Genomic DNA, 18030 nt, shown 5'->3' with positions numbered 1-18030 from the left:
CAACTTTACTTTTTCTTTGCTACTGTCTTCTTCACGGCGGTCTTTTTCACAACAGTTTTTTTTCCTGCTCCCTCTTTTCCAACTGCTTCCAATTCTTTTGCTACTTCTTTAGACACTTTCTTATTCGCTGTTTTCTTAGGCGCATCACCAGTCTTGACCACAACTTTGTCAACATTTACTTTACCATCTTTAATGTTCATCAAGGTTTTACATTTAGGATATTTATTGCAACCTAAGAACTCGCCAAAGAAGCTCTTGCGTAAAATCATTTCGCCATCGCCGCAGGTTGGACATTTCATGCCTTCTTCAGGATACTTTTTGCCACTCTTCGCATCAACAGCAACAGCTGCACCACGACTGACACAATCAGGATTGATGCATGTTACACGCCGAGTACGTCCTTTGCCTACTTCAATAATTGGGTTTTGACATTTTTCACATTCTTTGCCAGTGGCTTTGACAGGACCCATTTTAGGAATAGCAAAGGTAGTAGAACAATCAGGATATTTATCACAGGCAACGAAACGACCGAATTTACCACGGCGAACCATCAATTTGCCTTCTTTACATTTAGTACACGTTCCCATGAAGTTTTGGGTATCTTGGGTTTCACGAATGGATACAAGAATTTCTTGACCAATGACTTTCTCTTTCTTTTTAAAATCAGCAAGCAGTTTGGTAAGGAATGTTTTTGCCCGCTCCAAAATCTGATCCGGGGTTTTCTTCTCTTCACGAATTTTATCCATATCTTCTTCAAATTCGGCAGTGAGTTGTTCATCAACAATGGCAGATGCATGTTTTTCAAGTAACCTCGTCGTTTCCATGCCTAATTGTGTAACGGTGATTTGGACGCCTTCAATATACCCACGTTGGAAAAGACGTTCCAGAATATCTGCGCGGGTCGCTTTGGTTCCTAAGTTGCGTTTCTCAAGTTCTTTGATAATCGATGACTGATTAAAGCGTGAAGGTGGTTGTGTTTCTTTACTAATTTGGTTGATTTCTTTGACAGTAACGTGATCGCCTTCTTTCAGGTCTGGTAAGATAGTATCTTCAGCTCGCACATAAGGTTGATAGAATGCATACCATTCTTCTTTGAGAGTCCGTGTGCCTTTGGTAACAAATATTTCTTTGTTAACATCCAATAATACCTCCATGGTTTCACGTAGTGCTGGTTTGGCAAATGTCGCCATGAAGCGTTTGACAATGAGGTCGTAGACTTTTTGTTGACGAGGATTAAGTGCTTTTGGTGCAAGACCAGTTGGATAAATAGCAGGATGCGCGGGATCGGTTTTTGGTCCATTGTTTGGTACAAGTGATTTTTCTTTAAGTAATTGTGAACAGAGATCTTTGTAAGCCCCTTGCTTTGAGAGTTCTTGAAGAATTTTGGTAAACCCTAATTTAGGATCTAATTGCTGTGAAGATGTACGCGGATACGAGGTTACTCCAGCAAGATAGAGATTTTGCGCGATATCAAGAGTCTCTTTAGGAGTGATTTTGAATTGACCATAGGATTCTGTTTGCAGCGTGGTTAAGTCAAATGGATGAGGAGGAGCCTGTTGACGTTGTGTACGTTTGACGGAATTTACAAGCGCGGTTTTAGCATTTTTTGTAATGGCGATAATTCTCTCCATTTCTTTCTTGTCAAAGATTTTATCTGCTTGATGAAATGCTTCAATGTCAGCTTTCTTGAAATCGCCTAATAACTGAATCAACCAGAACGGAACAGGTACGAATGCTTGAATTTCTCGTTCTCTGTCTACTAATAATTTGAGTGCTGGACCTTGAACACGTCCCACGGACATGACTTTAAATGAGCCGGCGGCTTTGACGCTTGCAGTTAATGCACGAGAGAGATTAATACCATAGAACCAGTCTAATTTATGACGAGTTTCTCCTGCGTAGGCTTGTCCCCAATCCAGATGTTTCATCTTTTGCTCATATGCTTCAACGAGATCTGGTTTGGTGAGTGTGGAAAATTTCATACGATTGGCATCTTTTTTCTTACAAGCAAAACGTACAACATTGTATCCAATTACTTCTCCTTCGACATCGTAATCGCACGCAATTGTAAAATCCGTTGCTTTCTTTGCCAACGCTTCAATGTTATCAATATAATCTTTCACATACGCAAGTTCTTTGCCACTTTTGTAGGATGCTTCCCACTTGACATCAAAGACAGGATACGCCCAACTCTTTTTGTCTTCTTCCACTAATCCATACAGATGACCCACAGCAGATGTGACAATAATATCTTTACCGTTGTGAGTGAGTTCAAAATAGGATGCTTGTTTACTCTTCTTTTGCACAGGTTTACCATCAGCTAATGCTGCTGCTACTTTGGCTGCGGAGCTGGGTTTCTCTGTAACAATAAGTTCAACCATGGGTTAGGAATTTGATAGATGTAATATAAATGTTCTGGAAGTAAGAAGAATCCTAGAAGAAGAAAGAACTATTTTCTGATTACTTTAACATTAGGAAAATTCTTATTCAACGCACCAAGCCATTCGTCATAATAGCGACCATTGACCTGAACATCAAATAAGACTATGACAATTTCACCAAAATGTTCTTTATATCTCATGCATTTGCTTGCAATTGAATCCAAATCTTGATGACTAGTTGGCCCTTTAACTTCAATCGCTACATCTCCCACAACAATATCTGGCCTAGAAGAACCGATCTGCTTTTCTATTTCAATTCCTGGAAAAAAAGATCTTAAATGAATAGCTAAAGTGTGTTGATACAATTCTTCTTTTCCGTAGTCTTTTAAAGGTTTGAATACCTCAATTTCATGAATTACTTGATTGATTACTTTTTCTTTTTCTTTGGCTTCTTCGTCTTCTCTTTGCCATTTTTTAACTTGTTCTGGAGTTCCCCACCGGTCATTACGAAAACGATCAATAAATCTTATGAGACCCTTTGATTTTTGTAATTCTTCAAATTCTTTTCTTTCTTTTTCTTTCTCATCCCTAATTAATTTTACAGCAAATATAATACAAACAATAGGTATCATCAAGCCGATTAATTCCCTTAACAACCAAATTGAAACAAGATCGACAACTTTACTTTTAATAATAAAATAAACAACCCAATAAACTAAGATAGAGATGAAGCCCAATAGTAAAGAAATAAAACGACTAAGGCTGAATAATCTTTTGAAAATCCGATATGCAAGAACAAACCCCACTACATAAACAAGTATAACTTCAGTAATAAAAAACAAGGAGGTTACCATAAGCTCCGAGACGCTAAGTGCCATCCATTTTCAAAAACTTAATTTGATATAAATCTTTCTTAATTAATAACATATTTAAACAGATCTTTCTTGTATATGATAGTGGTCAAAATTACTATATCCAGAAACACCGATAATTATGAGGAATATTATTATAGTTTAATTCTTGGAATGTTTGCAGGCTTATCAATAGGTATTATTTTCCAAGGAAAAATACGTTTAGGGATTATTACACTATTTTTGCTTGCAGGGGGCGGTCTACTCCTAATGAGAATATTATTCTCACAGATAAATTGGTTCAATTATATTAGTAACCTTACAGCAGGTGGATTCGGGAGTATATTCCTGGCAGTTCTAATGTCAGATAAATTAAATGGACATCTATTTGAGAAAATTCTGCTGGAAGTGATAGTAATAGTTGTCGCATTGACATTCTTTAAATGTGTATTATCTAAAATAAAAAAGTAGACAGGCTTAATTTAACTCTTCCATCTCCACATCCACAAAAGTCTACATTTCTGCGAATCATTTATATACTATTCGCATTTTCATATACTAATGGCCCCCAACCCTGGAAGAATTAACACATTCTCCAAGTCAGAACTAGAAGTCATCTCCCAGCTGGGAAATGGCAATAGAAACATCACAAAAATAGCGCAAGCTCTCAAAATGAGCAGATCACAAATATATCGAATCGCCCAATCATTGAACCTCAAAGGCATTCTCACGCTAAACAAGAGTACCTTAGAGCCAGAATTAAAAACCCACATCAATTTACTCATGAACATCCTTTCAACAGCAAAAAACCTCTGCGAACCTTTATCTGGCACCGGTCTTCAAATTTTTCTTTCACTACAAGAGCCAAAAACGATAAAAGAAGTAGAAACACAAACTGGTCTTCACAAAACAACTGTTCTAAAAAAGATTAACCAAGGTCGAAAGATGAGCCTACTCGAAATTAAAGAAAGAACCTACAAACTCAATGAAAAGATATGGCCTCATTTAGTAGAATGTATCCAAGAAATAAGTAAGTACGAAGTATCTGTTGACCCAAGAATCCCTGCCAACTCAACAATTTATTTTAAGACAAAAGACGAGATCATTTTTTCGATAAAAGAAGATGTTGATGCTACAAAAACAGCGTTTAGCGCCTATGCAGATCATGGCATCAAATTGCTCTTAATTACAAACTACTATCACCTTCCAAAAAGGCAACTAAGCAAGAGAGAGATCTTCCTCCATTCCCTGTACGTAGCAGAAAAAACCGGTGAAATACGAGAGTTACTATTTATCGCATTGTTTCTGGCAAAATATAGAAAAGAACTCTCAAAAGTAAAGCACCAAATAGTGGAAAATCTCCAAAATATATTCACCGGAAAAAAGATCGACGGCTATCCCACACTCATAGAAATACAAGACAGAGCAAAAGTGTACAACATAGAGATATAACATGATAGAAACATTCACTGAAATAGAGAAGTTATTCGTAGAACTCAATAATGCAATAAACACAAAAGTGAACGTATACGTTATTGGCGGAGCTGCTCTTCTTAAGAGAGGAATGAAAGCTGCAACAAAAGATATTGATCTAATTGTTGCCAATAAAGAAGCGTTCTTTGAAATCCAGAATTCACTTAAAAAAATAAATTTTGTTGTAAGAATTCCCAGTAAAGAATACGCCAATATGAACCTAAATCAAATATTTCAACGAGACGATTTTAGAATAGACTTATTTGAAACAGAAGTATGTGGGAAGTTCTCTCTATCGCAAAGTATGATCCAAAGAGCAGAAAAAGTGATTGAATTAAGCCACATTACTGTATTTCTTTGCTCAAATGAAGACATATTTTTATTCAAAACGATGACCCAAAGAGAAGGCGATCTAACTGATTGTATAAGTATCTCATCAACACAAAATCCCAATTGGGATATTATTCTAGAGGAACTCCAAAATCAGATTAAACAACGTAAACGCGATATCTGGATCACCTGGATTGGTGAAAGACTTGACATTCTTGTAGAAAGAGGAGTTGATATTCCAATTATGGACGAAGTTGATAGGTTGAGAAAAATGTACTTTGAGAGTTAATTAAGAGTTTAAACAAAATAAGAATATAACTATTTCAATTTCGACTATCTTATCGTTAAGATTAAATAATGATAAACACAAAAAGTGACCCATGTCGCTTTCAAGACTCCTCTTTGAATCACTATTCGGACCAGAAATTCAAGTTCATGACCCTTCTTTCTTACGTGATGTGTTGTTACGTGGTTCTCTAGGTTTGGGTGATTCTTATATTGAGGGCAAATGGGACCACCTGCGAATTGATGAGTTAGTTTGTGATATTCTCTCAAAAGGCATCTATCAAAAGATTGCACCTGCCTACAACAGCCTAAGAATTGTACGTGGCCAATTTGCTAACTTCCAAGATAGAACTGGCTCGAGGAAAGTGATCGAAGAGCATTACGATTTGCCAGTTGAAATGTATGCAGCATTTCTCGATCCGTTTTTTCAATATACATGCGCATTATTTGATGACACTGCTGATCTAAATCAGGCACAAGAACAGAAGATGGATCTGATTTGTCAAAAGCTAAAGTTACAAGAAGGTCAAAGAGTATTGGACATCGGCGGGGGATGGGGTGGTCTTGCCAGATTTATGAGTGAGAGATATGGAGTGAAGCCAACAGTTGTAACTCTATCCAAAGAGCAAGCAGAACACATACAAAGAACTGTGAAAAATGTAGAAGTATGGTGTCGAGATTATCGAGACATCCCAAAACTCTTAGACGAACCATTCGATGCAGTGAGTGCCGTGGGGATTTTTGAACATATTGGTCATAAAAATTATTCGACTTTTTTTAGGATAGTAGATCAAAGTCTCAAACGAGGAGGTACATTTCTTCTTCACACTTTATACACCCCTTATTCAACACCAGCATCGAATCCTTGGTTGCATAAACATATCTTCCCAAATGGTGAACTTCCTCCAAGAAAACACATTGCAAGAGCAGCACAGGGTACTTTAATGCCATATAGTAACGAACATCCACATTTTCAAGAATTAACGCCCCATTACCACCCAACATTGGTAGCGTGGGATAAAAATCTTCAAGACTCATTGCAACAAGGAGTTATTTCTATGTCACAACAAGAACGACGCAAATGGCATTTCTATTTCATGTCGTGCGCAGGAGCAATACAAGCTCAGCATATGAGAGTGGGACAATTTCTTTACATTACTGTTTAGATTCCCCAGCTCTGTAGAAAATCTCGTTTTGCTCGGGTTAAGCAGCTTCTCGCTTATTACTGTGTTTCTCGTTTACCGACATGCACAGAAAAGCGACGGCTTTTCTGGCACGCCAATGAGGTAGTTTCCTCATTGTGTGTTCTCCGGATGAAGCAACCCTCTTGTCGGTTTCGATGTTGATAGAAAAAAGCTCGACCTTTGAGCTGCTTACCTACTTTTTCCACAGAGTTTATTTCCACATAAGGTTTATAATCTCTACTCACAAAAAAAATAAGTATATGGCAATTCGGAGGATGACTCTTTCTGATTTAGATGCTGTTGTTGACTTGTATCAAGATGCAAATCTCTATGCTACAAAAGAAGAAATTCTTGCTTGGACAAAAAAAGGGCTTCTTAATTTTGCTGAACTCAATTTAGTGGATCAACGAGATGAGCGCATCGTAGGAGCAATATCAGTTGTATTGAAATCAAAATCTGTTGCAGAGATTAATGATATTGCGGTTCTTGCAGAGTATCGAAAACAGAATGTAGGGTCCGCTTTATTTAGCGAAATGATGAGTATTATTGAATCGATGAAACTGCGTAAAGTGGTTTTATGGGTACATTGGTCAAGTGCTCGGGCGGTTCCATTTTATTACAAATTCGGATTTAGGATTACAAAATGCGCAAAGACAAAAGGCATAGAAGGGATTAAAGACGGCGATGATATTATCCACATGGAAAAGAAATTGTAAAGATTAGGAACACCTAACCCCTTGCATTCTCCCACAAGATCTCAAAAAACGCCAAATACGACTGCGCAACGCTTTTACTTCGAATGACAAAGGCCATCGGTTCAACGTCCCAGATGAGAATTGCCACAGTATCACCATAGACAAAAGTCGTGGAAGGGGTTAGATATTTTACGGGAAGATAGCGAATCTGCGCTTTGGCTAACTCTTTCTCACGTTGTTGAGAACGAACACTTTCTCGAAAAATAATTTTGAGCGGAATATTTTGTATGCTACGACGCTTATGAAGATTGAGAAAATATGGACCGAAATATTCTTTGAATTGGCCAGTGGCACCAAACACATGCCAGGGCTTTTTGATACGGAGCATATCCTCGAACACAGCTTTGATACCCTTCTTTCCTTTATAGACTGACCCCTCTTGATCTTGTGCAGCCAGTTTTCGATGTGCACGCAGACTTGGAAGAAGTTTTTCAAGCTGTTGCTCTTGATCGGTTAACTCATCTTTCTTACTGGTAACAAATTCAACTAACCGCTGTGGATCTTCTGCTTGAAAGAGTTTACGATTTGCCGCAATAACATAAGAAACAATCCCTTTCTGAATTAAAAGATCGAGAAGTTCGTAGACTAGTGCTCGATGCATCCCCATTCGTTTAATTAACGGACCAGCGGCAGTACAACCCATTTCAAGAAGGGCGAGATAGAGCTTTGCTTCATTCTTAGTAAGACCAATCTTTTCAAGAATCGAAGCATCCATAATTATAATTTAGTACCACTCTTTTTAAATTTGTCGTAAGTAATTATTATGACAATAATTAAAATACTATTTTTCTGATTTTTGATGCTATGAAACCGAAAATTATTTTTCCCGCTATTGTGCTACTATCACTTATTTTATTTGGTTGTTCTTCAACACCGACACAAGAAAAAAATGTTCTTAACATCGGAATGCTTCTTCCTCTTACTACTAATGTTGCTGCATACGGTCAAGACGCACAAGAAGGAGTCATGCTCGCATTAGATGAAAAGCCTCAAGACTTGACGATCAATCTTTTTATTGAAGACCATCAAGCTGATCCCAAAGTCGCTTTGAGCGCATATGAAAAAATAACAATACGCACCGATCTTGCTGCTGTGATTACCGCAATGAGCCCTGTTAGTCTTGCTCTCCAACCAGTACTTAACCAGGACCATAATCTTCAAATGGCAGTTTTCTCTTCTACTCCAGATTATACCAGTTTGAGTGATTACTCCTTTCGAACAACTGCTCGTGCAGAGCTTGAGAACAAAGCAATTGTTGATTATGTTATCAGTAAATATCATTACAAATCTGCTGCAATATTGTATCTTAACAACGACATGGGATTAGGACATCGAAAGGGGTTTACGGATGCGTTCGTTGCTTCGGAGGGTAAAATTGTCTTAGAAGAAGCGTTTGATGCGAAAGAACAAGATCTACGTGGAGTATTAACAAAAATCAAAATAGCATCGCCCGATGTTTTGTATATCGCTGCAGATGCCAAAAATGTAGGTCGCATTCTCAAACAAGCAGAAGAGTTATCGTTTTCTATACCTATTGTTTCAACACGAGCTGTCGAACATCCTGATCTGGTGAGTATCGCCGGTGCTGGTGCAGAAGAGATGCTTTATCCCTATCCATTTGACGTTGCATCGCCTAATCCTGTGGTTCAAGAATTTGTTACAAAATATAAAGCAAAATATGGTAAAGATCCAAGTACATATTCTGCTGAGGGCTATATTGCCATGAAATTATTACTAGAAGCATTTGAAGATTGTAACGCGAACGAAGAATGTGCCCGTACTCATCTCAATTTGGTACATAATAGCGATTCCATTTTCGGGCCAATTTCATTTGATGCAGCTGGCGATGTCTCGTATCCATTTATGATTAAGAAAGTGGAGAATGGGCAGTTTGTGGTTGTGAAAGAGTAATCGAAACTGATTGGATCTCCAGTTAGATGAATTGTAAAAGAAACTAAAGCAAAAGAAACTAAAAAAAACGTTATCGTAATCCAATTCTTTCGTCTTTTCTTAATTTTTGGATAAGAATCTCAATTGTTTCAATGTGTTTCTGTGCATCCTCAACCAATCTTCTTGCCATTTCAAATCGATAGGTATTAGCTAATTTAGATTTAAGATTTAAAGCCTCTTGTAATCCACTCAAGTCACTTTGATACGCACCAATTGCACTTTGTAATCCTGCTAAGTCGGAGCCAAATTGGTGTTCTGCTTTGATATGTCGATCTAGAACTTGTTTTGCTTTTTCTGGATTACCCTTATTTAATTCTATAGATATATCACTTAAGCGATCATGAAATAATCACATCATTACACCTCTTTATCCTATACAAGAAGCACTACTCCTTTATAACATTTTGGGGTGAATCCTAGACCCCTACATCAACAAGTACGTTGCCAACCCTAAGAACGCGAAGAATCCTAATACATCTGTTGCGGTCGTAATAAAAATCGTTGCTGATGATGCTGGATCTTTACCTAATCTTTTCATGATTAATGGAATTAATCCACCAAAGAAACCTGCAACCATTAGATTGATCAAAATACCACAACCTACGACAACGCCGAGCATGGGGCTTTGATTCCAAAAGACTGCAATCAACGCAGCAATTCCACCAGTAATAAAACCATTAATAACTCCTGCAATAACTTCATTGCTTATCGCTTCAAGAGCATACTTGTTGAGTTCGATTTCTTTAAGCGCAATGCCACGAACAAATACTGCCATGGTCTGTGTTGCAGCATTTCCACCCATACCAGCAATGATAGGCATGTAGGCTGCGAGTAAAACATATTTAGAGATTGTATCTGAAAAAAGACTGACAACTGATGCAGCGAGAAATGCTGTTGCGAGATTAATAACCAACCACGTCCAACGATATTTTACTTTTTTAGCAAAAGAATCATACACTTCTTCTTCTTCATGCACACCGGCTGCTTTTTTGAGACTATGACCAGTTCTTGCATCAATAAGGCTTAATACATCCTCAGGATAAATAATTCCCATAATACTTTTATCTTTATCAAGAACGACAATTTTGCGATGTTGATGTTCACGAAATACTTCTATGATTTTATCATAATTCTGGGTGTGATGGATGACAGGTATTTTATGCACATATTTGTCAATGCGTTCTTTAGGATTGGCAAGCGCTAGAGAATGCATGGGAAGCTCGCCTTGAAGGTAGCCTCTTTCTACAACAAGAAGAGTAGGGATCTTGCCAGTTCGTTTTTCATGTTTGCGAAGCAGGTCAGCGACTTCCTGAACCAAAAAGTGGAGAGGTATTTCAAGATATTGTAGGTTCATTAATCCTGCTGCGGTGTTAGGATCAAATTTGAGTAAGGTGGTGACTTTATCACGAATGGATTCATTGATTTTTTTGAGAATGGTTTCTTGGCGTTTTTTCTCGAGAAGTTGAAGTAGATCAGTGATTTTATCAGGGTCAAGGTAATTAAGAATTCTCGAAAGCTCTTGATCGCTGAGGTGATGCATAATATCTCGCTGAATTTTACGGGCAAGTTGGAGTAAAGTAAAGCCCTGATTATTGAGAGGAATTGATTTAAAGAGAGCAAGACGGTTTTTTGAAGAATAGAGTAACTCGTGGAGAATATTTTGATCCGTCCCTCTTTTCATAGGGATAGGAAAGAATTTAGGGTTCTTAAAGGTAGCTGTTAGGATATGGGGGTTGGAAAAGGTATAATAACTTAAAAAGGATCATTCTATCTATATAATTATGCTCTGGATCGATTACACACAAACATCCATCCCTTCTTCTTTTTCTGATCTTGCCCATCATCTTGAACAACAGTATAGAAAAGTGTTAATTGAGAAGTATTGCAAAGGAAAAGAGTTATTGTATTACGAACGAGCCATTCCTGCATTAGCCAGACAATTACCTGCAGTACTGTGGGCACTGGAAGGAAATGTCAAGAACAAGATCATTGTTGATCTTGGTTGTGGAAGCACAGTTTCATTTGATACCCCTTCGTATGCCTATGAGCCGTGGTTAGGACGGTTGCTGCATGAAGCGGGCGCAAAAGTCATAGGTATTGATGCACATAGAGAAGTTCTCAAAGAAGAGTTTGAAACAGAGTGTATCGATTTGTGGCAAGCAGGTATAGGGTTTCTAAAAAACAAAAGAATTGATCTGATCCATGCTGCATCCTTTTTTGATGCACCAGGAGTTACAGGAAAAGGGAATTCAGATGAAATGAAAAAAAGAATTGAAAAAGAATTAAGTTTTTACAAAGGCACTCTGCTCTATGCCTGATTATTTCTTCTTAACCACGAAGTAATAGACTACTGCAGTGATGATGTTGAAGATTAATGCGCAGATGATCCAGATTATCTTGTGATTCTGATTCATTTTCTTCTGGTTTTGGAGTATATCAATTAAAACGTACAAGAACGCTGCGACACTTAATATCCACAATATTGTTTGAAACATAGTTTTTACCTCTTATTTCTTTGTTACTTTCTCTTCTTTTAAAACCCATTTTGCAATCAAAAAGACTGCAAAGGCAATGATGATAAAGTTGATTACTGCACCGACGAATGCCCCCCAACCGATTACGATTGGACCAAGAGAAAATGTTGCCGTCTGCCAAGCTCCACCAGGAACAAAAGGCGTTATGAGGGGCATGATGATGTTATCAACAAGCGATTTGATAAGAGTTGTGGCAGCAGCACCAATGATAAATGCCACCGCAAGACCAACAACTTTGTATTCTGCAAGAAATTCTTTAAATTCGGTTATGAGTTTCATGGGTAGTTATTTTTTGGTTTGTTTTTATAGATTTCTTTTTTAGATAGATTTTTCCATAATCATTTTAAAGAACTAGTCATTTTTGATCATTATGGATTCCGTTCGTAAAGCTGGAAGTTAATATCATCACTCATTCTCAATAGTTAGTAATTTATAATTTTAGGTTTATATTCCATACGACAATCCCACAGCGGAGGTTTCCAATCATGAAAAATACAAAAGTTACTCATCCTGTTGATGCAGCACATCATCATCAATATATGCCTAAAGAGACGATGACACTTGATGGTCATCCTATCATTGAAGGCTACGACTTCGAGAAAGGTCTTGATTTTGAGTTATTCTTGAAATCGCTTTTTAAGCAAGGCTTTCAAGCTACCCATCTCTCGCAAGGTATCGAAGTAGTGAAAGCAATGCGTCGAGAGAAAGCAACGATATTTCTTTCGTATACGTCAAATCAAGTGAGTTGTGGTAACCGCGAGGTTATCAAATATCTTGTGAAACACAAAAAAGTTGATGTATTGATTACTTCGGCTGGCGGAATTGAAGAGGATATTATCAAATGTTTGAAACCGTTTGTTCTTGGCCGCTTCGATGTCTCTGGCAGAATGATGTTTGAGAATGGTGTAAATCGTACTGGAAATATTTTCGTGCCTAATGATCGATTTGCCTATTTTGAAAAATTCATGCAAGATGTCTTTGCCAAAGCGTTTGCCAAACAGCAAAAGACCGGACAGGTCATGTGTCCTAAAGATTTTATTCGCGAATTAGGATTAGCTGTTAAAGATGAAAGTTCTATACTTTATTGGGCGGCAAAGAATAATATTCCCATCTTTTGTCCAGGTTTAATTGACGGGTCATTGGGAGATTTGATCTATTTTTTCAAACAGAGTCACCCAGAGTTCATGCTTGATATCACCAAAGAAATGAAAGACATTGTCAACATTGTATTAAACTGCGAGAAGACTGGCGGCATTTTAGTTGGCGGTGGGATTAGCAAACATTTCGCATTAAATGCCAATATTTTTCGAGAAGGTTTTGATTATGCGGTGTATATTAACACAGCACAAGAGTTTGATGGATCAGATAGTGGCGCGCGCATTGAAGAAGCAATTACCTGGGGTAAAGTTAAGCCGGATGCGCCGGCGGTGAAAATTCATTGTGATGCATCGATTGCGTTTCCGTTACTTGTAGCGGGAGCGTTTGTGGAAGGGGAGAAGAAAGAGAAAGATGTTATGGAGAAAAAGTGAACAATATAGATTTACAAAGAGTTCCGGCAGCGTTGGCTGCTCAACTTGATTTAGGTGCAAGTGGTCTGGCTCGAGAGTATTATAGCATGATCTCTGTAATTGAGAGAGCATACCTTTCTCTCTCACCAGAGTTTGAATTAGATTTGAAAATCGGCCCAAAAACTCCCTATACTGGACGCATGCAAGATCGAGTTGATTTTAGTAAAATTGTTTTGGGGGTTAGTTCCTATCAAGAATTTCTTGAAGAGAAAATTAGGGAGTATTATCAGCAAGTGACTTCAGGAAATATAGTAGTGAATAGGGAGAAATATACTCTCGCCGTTCGTGCTGGTTTTAGCACAAATAGGAATGGAATTTCACATTCTGATGTTTCTGATTTACTTTATCATGATATGGCAAATGGATTAGATTTTAGCGTAAGTTTGTTGAAAGCAGGAGTTACAGAGTGCGCTCAAGCAAGACCATTTGGAAGAATTAATCACAGACAATTCATTGGGATCTATACCACTTTGGTTGCTGAGCTGTGTGGGCCAGCGAAGAAAACACTTCAGACAAGATTAATTGAAACTTTAGCACGAACGTGGCCAGCTTGGGAAAGACCGAATGATGATTTAATGTAGGATTTTTTAATGATTATTTTTTTATTTTATAGAAATCCAATAAAATAATTCGGCAAATGTGTTGGATTTCTAATAGGAAACCAACCTATAGTACCGAAGAATTTAATTGGTTTCCATATTGTTGACATATTCTCACTCGAAAGATTTTTAGCAGGGAAGTCTTAAGAGACTTTAATGAACAACAAATACAAGCTCATTGTGGGTGTATGTGAAGGAGAAGGTGCTTTTCAACAAAGAGAGATGTTTGAACCTCTTTACTTTGATACTCTTGAGCAAGTGCGTAAAGAGTATGCTAAGATCTTACGGGATGTTAAGAGTAGTAATAAAAAAATCTGGTTTGCTAAAGTGTGGGAGTTTGGGAAAGAAGATTACAAAGATATGGGGGATGATGTGTTAGAAGAATAAAAAACAAGAAAAATTGAAAATTAATAAATTAATTTCCTTTTAACGTGACGACATACGTTCCTGCTTCTGGACTCGTACAAATCACATCACGCATAAGTGTTGTATGGCGATCACTCATTTTTGGATCAATTCCTACAACTAAAACAAGTTTATTTTTTGCGTCAGCACAATCTGATGCTTTAAGTCGCAAATCACCATTGACAACACTAGCATAATTTTGCTTAGGTACAGGACCAAAATCAACGAAACTGCCAACTAAATCTCCCATCGCAGTGTGATATGCTGCTGGAGTTGTACTTTCTTGAGCAAGCAATCCGCGAATTTCAGCCTGTGATTCGCGATACATGCGTTGACCAATAGTGTTTTGGAACCTGCCCATATAACTGATAAATTGACGATGTGAAGCAGAACTCTTCGCTGCAGCTTCAACAAGCCAAGCATAGGATTTAATTTCCCATTTAGCGCGTTGACGAACACCTTGGGCCATCCCAGGAAGTTCTTTGTAAATATCTAAATCCGAACCAAGTCGTTCTAATTGATCTTTTGTTGTTGCTTGAATAGGAAGAATCTCGCGAGTGTATCTTTGATTTAGATCTGTAAATTCAGTAGTTATGCCAGCAAGGTCTTCTCTGCCTAATCTAACATCTTCTTGCATCAAACTTCTCCAGTGATCGAGATTGCCCAAGTCAGCATCTATTTCTCGAACTAATGCTAAAGTATTAATTACTGCTTCTCGGGTGGTTGCGACGTCTTTATTTAACGCAAGAGCACTTGATGCGAGTTGAGTAAGATCAGCTGTTGCGAGTGCGTACTGTTCTCTTGCTTGATTTTGTGAATTTGCAAAAATTGAATCAGTTGTCGTTGTATGTGTGTAGAGAGCAACAGCACTAACTAAAGCTGCGATTCCGACTAGACTTACTCCTGCTGCACCGACACCAATTTTTAATTTTGATTTTCTTTCTGCTGCAAGTTGCGCAGTGATTCGAGCATTTTCTTCATCACGTATTCTTAACCCTTTAGAAATTATTTCTTCAATAGGAGTAGAGACAATGGTGCCATCATCATTATGTCGAACTAGTTCCGGACCACTCGCGCTACCGGCAGGTCGTGCTAGAGCATAGGTACCTCGAGGAACTTCATGAACGATATTTCTTTCGTCATAGAAACCAGCATTACGTCTCATTTCACTAGGATTTTTTGCAAGTATTCGTGAGACATCTTCTAACGTCGTTGCTGGGACAGGACCATTCATGATTTGGTAATAGATTGTTGCAGGTGGTTCTTCAATGATGCCTAATCTCGCCATTTGACCCGTATTTAACAACTCTACTTCTACCCTGTCACCTTTCGGAATTGCTGGAGGTGCTCCTTTACCTCTAGAAAATTTTGAACCTTGATCTGTCATAATAAACACCTTTCCAAACTCTACCTTACCTCTAAAATAAGATTTTATTGATCTGTTTGTTCACGAGGATTATATAAAGTGACGTTTCCCCGTGGTTGACATTCTTGAAATAATTTTTCGTCAGTTCCTACATCAACATAACAACAGGCAGTTCCTTGAGTATTACAACTTGGTTCACCGATTTCTTCTCGTTTGAATTTGCCATCAGTATCCATTACATACGCGACGCAATTTTCAATGCCAAAAGCACGTTGATCGACACATTGACCATCTGAAGCTAGACGTGGAAATGATGGTGCAAGGTTGCCAGGTGTACAATAGTCAGCAGGAAGACCAGCAGCGTTTGCATCAAGACGTGGATCATAACAACAAAACTCTCCTCGACGACCACAGCCAATTTGACCACGATCATCATATTCGTTGGAAGCAGTATCAAAGAGAGTACATGCGCTTCCATCACCGGCATTTCCATAGGCTGCACATAAACCTGCCCAGCTTGCATCGGGCGGAATGGCTGTGTCGACAATGTCAGCTAATGTTCCGGCATCGTGTGGAGTAGGTTGCGGTTGAGGAGTAGGATTTGGACTTGGTTGTTGAGCAGGTTGTTCTGGGGCACAATTAACAGTAGAATCACATCGTGCAGGATTATAGATTGGAGAAGGATCGTTTTGATTAAAGCCTACTTGTCCGGACTGCTCAAAATCCTCACCACAGGCAGTGAATGCCATTGTTACATAGGGCAGCAGTACAGTAGATACTACTCTTTGATAAGAACTCATGACCCTGTTGGGCTATATCTCTTTAATAATGTTTATTGTAATGCGACATGTAGATTAGAGTATAATAATCAATTTAAATGCTGTCACTTCACGATAAGAATAGTTGAGGTAGTATTATGAAATATGTTTCTCCGGTGGTAATGAGTATTGGGTTATCATATGCAGTAGCATCAGCTCAAGTGCCGGCACCATCAAGTGAACCTGCTCCCGTAAGTGCAAGCACGATTTTGCCTTCTGCACCACCTTCTCAATTACCGATTATTCCTCCAGCTCCGTCTAGTGGAGAAGTAATAGATTTTGAACCAGTGCAGGTGAGATCACTTCCAGATCCAGCACTTTCACAACCAGCCCCTACTTCTACAGCTCCACCTTCGGCGATCCCTACCCCATCTACTATCCCCATTCATGCACCTACTGTAAAACAGGAAACACTCCTACAACCAACAAGATTAGAAGAGACATTAGAGAGTGAAGCACCGTATGATTTTTTACAACATACTCAGTTACAGCGCCCCACTTCACTTTTCTTTGGATTGACGAGCCAAAGTGATGGAGATCAATTAGGTCGTCTTTCACTTTTAACACAGAAGGGAGGAGTTGCGGCATTAGAATATCAACGTATCCCCGAGAGTATTGCCGGCAATCCTGATGATCAAATCCGAGCAGGATTTCGTACCGTTTCGTTTGGTCCCGTGGCATTGGAAGCATTTGGTGCAACGACGACTAATTCACAAGGTGATAATGAAGTTGGCGCACAATTATTATTAGAACCATATGTTAACACGATGGTTGGACCCGGGATATTGTATGTTGCTGGAGAAAAATTAGCGTTGCTTGAAACACGCTACATAGGACATAAATTAGGGGGGGTTGTAGGAGATATACAACTCATTGGCAATAAAGACACGCAACTGACTCGCGGTTTTGTAGGATGGATGTCTAAACAATTTTATGTAAGTGCCGGTATTGTTGGAGAAGGAAATTATGTTAGTTCGCAAGGATGGCTTGTTGATTCAGATGTTTCATTAGATAAAGATACGAAAAGAGCTACTCCCCAATTTGGTATTTTAAATCAAGTATATCATTATGACAATGGGCCTGAAGGATTTCATGTGCGAGTTTCTCCGTCGTTGACACTCACTACGCTGGATGCGTTTAATTACGATGTGCGTTCTACTCATGTAGGTGATTTTGCACCAATTCAACAATGGCAACGACCTTATGCTGATTTTGTTAATGGGCGATGGGGAGTAGAATTGTCTGCCCAACGTGATGAAACTGCTGATAGTGCAAATGCACAGGCGATGTTTTGGAAAAAAATGCCAGCGGTCCAACATCTTGATTCACCGCGACCTGCATTACAATTTTGGGGAGTAGGTGCTGAGCGATCTCGCGACCAAGATTGTACACAGTATTGGGGAATATTTGATATGGGTGCATCATATGGGATCTTTAGTGCCGAGAGTAGAAGTTCATTTGATCTTGAAACGAATGAATTTCGGACAATGCTTTGGTTTGGGACAACGCATCAGTTTGAGAGGTAGGATTG

The 18030-nt window shown here is 38.6% G+C and carries 19 protein-coding genes; 11 read left to right on the top strand and 8 right to left on the bottom strand.

Annotated features, from left to right (window positions below; all coding sequences use genetic code 11):
* Positions 1 to 5: 5 nt before the first annotated feature.
* Both topA and HYV86_01280 read right to left on the bottom strand, forming a co-directional pair.
* Complete coding sequence (topA, locus tag HYV86_01285; GenBank protein ID MBI2572465.1) at positions 6 to 2381, bottom strand: DNA topoisomerase I; 2376 nt, start codon at positions 2379 to 2381, stop codon at positions 6 to 8.
* Between the two features lie 68 nt (positions 2382 to 2449).
* Positions 2450 to 3259, bottom strand: a complete 810-nt coding sequence (locus HYV86_01280) for a hypothetical protein (GenBank protein MBI2572464.1) — start codon at positions 3257 to 3259, stop codon at positions 2450 to 2452.
* Positions 3260 to 3337: 78 nt separating this feature from the next.
* Between HYV86_01280 and HYV86_01275 the strand changes: the two genes are divergently transcribed.
* From HYV86_01275 to HYV86_01255, 5 genes are all read left to right on the top strand, one after another.
* A complete protein-coding gene (locus HYV86_01275) occupies positions 3338 to 3703 on the top strand; it encodes a hypothetical protein (protein ID MBI2572463.1) in 366 nt (121 codons plus the stop codon).
* A gap of 90 nt (positions 3704 to 3793) precedes the next feature.
* Entirely contained in the window at positions 3794 to 4684 is an 891-nt protein-coding gene (locus HYV86_01270) for a hypothetical protein (GenBank protein ID MBI2572462.1), read from the top strand.
* Between the two features lies 1 nt (position 4685).
* Positions 4686 to 5324 (top strand): nucleotidyltransferase, encoded by a 639-nt coding sequence (locus HYV86_01265; GenBank protein ID MBI2572461.1) that lies wholly within the window; start codon positions 4686 to 4688, stop codon positions 5322 to 5324.
* A gap of 91 nt (positions 5325 to 5415) precedes the next feature.
* Positions 5416 to 6486 (top strand): class I SAM-dependent methyltransferase, encoded by a 1071-nt coding sequence (locus HYV86_01260; GenBank protein ID MBI2572460.1) that lies wholly within the window; start codon positions 5416 to 5418, stop codon positions 6484 to 6486.
* Positions 6487 to 6764: 278 nt separating this feature from the next.
* A complete protein-coding gene (locus tag HYV86_01255; protein ID MBI2572459.1) occupies positions 6765 to 7220 on the top strand; it encodes a GNAT family N-acetyltransferase in 456 nt (151 codons plus the stop codon).
* Positions 7221 to 7233: 13 nt separating this feature from the next.
* Here HYV86_01255 and HYV86_01250 read toward each other — a convergent pair whose 3' ends face one another.
* Positions 7234 to 7974, bottom strand: coding sequence for a hypothetical protein (locus tag HYV86_01250; GenBank protein MBI2572458.1), 741 nt, complete (start codon positions 7972 to 7974; stop codon positions 7234 to 7236).
* A gap of 89 nt (positions 7975 to 8063) precedes the next feature.
* Here HYV86_01250 and HYV86_01245 point away from each other — a divergent pair, with 89 nt between their 5' ends.
* The gene (locus HYV86_01245; GenBank protein ID MBI2572457.1) at positions 8064 to 9170 is read left to right on the top strand and encodes an ABC transporter substrate-binding protein; all 1107 of its coding nucleotides are present in this window, start codon (positions 8064 to 8066) and stop codon (positions 9168 to 9170) included.
* 463 nt (positions 9171 to 9633) lie between these two features.
* Here the strand turns inward: HYV86_01245 and HYV86_01240 are convergent, their stop codons facing one another.
* A complete protein-coding gene (locus HYV86_01240) occupies positions 9634 to 10890 on the bottom strand; it encodes a magnesium transporter (protein MBI2572456.1) in 1257 nt (418 codons plus the stop codon).
* Between the two features lie 100 nt (positions 10891 to 10990).
* On the opposite strand from HYV86_01240, the gene HYV86_01235 reads away from it, so the two are divergent.
* Complete coding sequence (locus HYV86_01235) at positions 10991 to 11527, top strand: hypothetical protein (GenBank protein MBI2572455.1); 537 nt, start codon at positions 10991 to 10993, stop codon at positions 11525 to 11527.
* Here the strand turns inward: HYV86_01235 and HYV86_01230 are convergent, their stop codons facing one another.
* Both HYV86_01230 and mscL read right to left on the bottom strand, forming a co-directional pair.
* The gene (locus HYV86_01230; protein ID MBI2572454.1) at positions 11528 to 11704 is read right to left on the bottom strand and encodes a PLDc N-terminal domain-containing protein; all 177 of its coding nucleotides are present in this window, start codon (positions 11702 to 11704) and stop codon (positions 11528 to 11530) included. It abuts the gene before it with no gap.
* A 12-nt stretch (positions 11705 to 11716) separates the two neighbouring features.
* A complete protein-coding gene (gene mscL, locus HYV86_01225; GenBank protein MBI2572453.1) occupies positions 11717 to 12022 on the bottom strand; it encodes a large conductance mechanosensitive channel protein MscL in 306 nt (101 codons plus the stop codon).
* A 206-nt stretch (positions 12023 to 12228) separates the two neighbouring features.
* On the opposite strand from mscL, the gene HYV86_01220 reads away from it, so the two are divergent.
* From HYV86_01220 to HYV86_01210, 3 genes are all read left to right on the top strand, one after another.
* The gene (locus HYV86_01220; GenBank protein MBI2572452.1) at positions 12229 to 13272 is read left to right on the top strand and encodes a deoxyhypusine synthase; all 1044 of its coding nucleotides are present in this window, start codon (positions 12229 to 12231) and stop codon (positions 13270 to 13272) included.
* On the top strand, positions 13269 to 13892 hold the full coding sequence (locus HYV86_01215) for a hypothetical protein (protein MBI2572451.1): 624 nt from the start codon (positions 13269 to 13271) through the stop codon (positions 13890 to 13892). Before HYV86_01220 ends, HYV86_01215 begins: the two co-directional genes overlap by 4 nt.
* A 174-nt stretch (positions 13893 to 14066) precedes the next feature.
* A complete protein-coding gene (locus HYV86_01210) occupies positions 14067 to 14297 on the top strand; it encodes a hypothetical protein (protein MBI2572450.1) in 231 nt (76 codons plus the stop codon).
* Positions 14298 to 14325: 28 nt separating this feature from the next.
* On the opposite strand, the gene HYV86_01205 is transcribed toward HYV86_01210, so the two are convergent.
* Together HYV86_01205 and HYV86_01200 are read right to left on the bottom strand one after the other, a co-directional pair.
* Positions 14326 to 15702 carry a hypothetical protein gene (locus HYV86_01205; protein ID MBI2572449.1) on the bottom strand — a complete coding sequence of 459 codons (1377 nt, stop codon included), beginning with the start codon at positions 15700 to 15702 and terminating at the stop codon, positions 14326 to 14328.
* 44 nt (positions 15703 to 15746) lie between these two features.
* Positions 15747 to 16481 carry a hypothetical protein gene (locus HYV86_01200; protein ID MBI2572448.1) on the bottom strand — a complete coding sequence of 245 codons (735 nt, stop codon included), beginning with the start codon at positions 16479 to 16481 and terminating at the stop codon, positions 15747 to 15749.
* A gap of 116 nt (positions 16482 to 16597) precedes the next feature.
* Here HYV86_01200 and HYV86_01195 point away from each other — a divergent pair, with 116 nt between their 5' ends.
* Positions 16598 to 18025, top strand: a complete 1428-nt coding sequence (locus HYV86_01195; GenBank protein MBI2572447.1) for a hypothetical protein — start codon at positions 16598 to 16600, stop codon at positions 18023 to 18025.
* Positions 18026 to 18030 lie beyond the last annotated feature (5 nt).

The sequence above is a fragment of the Candidatus Woesearchaeota archaeon genome, assembly GCA_016188115.1.
Classification (GTDB): Archaea; Nanobdellota; Nanobdellia; order Woesearchaeales; family GW2011-AR9; genus JACPIK01.
Note: the sequence above shows the minus strand (reverse complement) of the source record. Positions and strands in the feature narration are given on the sequence as shown.

Excerpts from the sequence above, each read along its gene's own strand:
- topA (MBI2572465.1), bottom strand. The coding sequence starts at position 2,381 with ATGGTTGAACTTATTGTTACAGAGAAACCCAGCTCCGCAGCCAAAGTA.
- HYV86_01280 (MBI2572464.1), bottom strand. The coding sequence starts at position 3,259 with ATGGCACTTAGCGTCTCGGAGCTTATGGTAACCTCCTTGTTTTTTATT.
- HYV86_01270 (MBI2572462.1), top strand. The coding sequence starts at position 3,794 with ATGGCCCCCAACCCTGGAAGAATTAACACATTCTCCAAGTCAGAACTA.
- HYV86_01265 (MBI2572461.1), top strand. The coding sequence starts at position 4,686 with ATGATAGAAACATTCACTGAAATAGAGAAGTTATTCGTAGAACTCAAT.
- HYV86_01260 (MBI2572460.1), top strand. The coding sequence starts at position 5,416 with ATGTCGCTTTCAAGACTCCTCTTTGAATCACTATTCGGACCAGAAATT.
- HYV86_01255 (MBI2572459.1), top strand. The coding sequence starts at position 6,765 with ATGGCAATTCGGAGGATGACTCTTTCTGATTTAGATGCTGTTGTTGAC.
- HYV86_01250 (MBI2572458.1), bottom strand. The coding sequence starts at position 7,974 with ATGGATGCTTCGATTCTTGAAAAGATTGGTCTTACTAAGAATGAAGCA.
- HYV86_01245 (MBI2572457.1), top strand. The coding sequence starts at position 8,064 with ATGAAACCGAAAATTATTTTTCCCGCTATTGTGCTACTATCACTTATT.
- HYV86_01240 (MBI2572456.1), bottom strand. The coding sequence starts at position 10,890 with ATGAAAAGAGGGACGGATCAAAATATTCTCCACGAGTTACTCTATTCT.
- HYV86_01235 (MBI2572455.1), top strand. The coding sequence starts at position 10,991 with ATGCTCTGGATCGATTACACACAAACATCCATCCCTTCTTCTTTTTCT.
- HYV86_01230 (MBI2572454.1), bottom strand. The coding sequence starts at position 11,704 with ATGTTTCAAACAATATTGTGGATATTAAGTGTCGCAGCGTTCTTGTAC.
- mscL (MBI2572453.1), bottom strand. The coding sequence starts at position 12,022 with ATGAAACTCATAACCGAATTTAAAGAATTTCTTGCAGAATACAAAGTT.
- HYV86_01220 (MBI2572452.1), top strand. The coding sequence starts at position 12,229 with ATGAAAAATACAAAAGTTACTCATCCTGTTGATGCAGCACATCATCAT.
- HYV86_01210 (MBI2572450.1), top strand. The coding sequence starts at position 14,067 with ATGAACAACAAATACAAGCTCATTGTGGGTGTATGTGAAGGAGAAGGT.
- HYV86_01205 (MBI2572449.1), bottom strand. The coding sequence starts at position 15,702 with ATGACAGATCAAGGTTCAAAATTTTCTAGAGGTAAAGGAGCACCTCCA.
- HYV86_01200 (MBI2572448.1), bottom strand. The coding sequence starts at position 16,481 with ATGAGTTCTTATCAAAGAGTAGTATCTACTGTACTGCTGCCCTATGTA.
- HYV86_01195 (MBI2572447.1), top strand. The coding sequence starts at position 16,598 with ATGAAATATGTTTCTCCGGTGGTAATGAGTATTGGGTTATCATATGCA.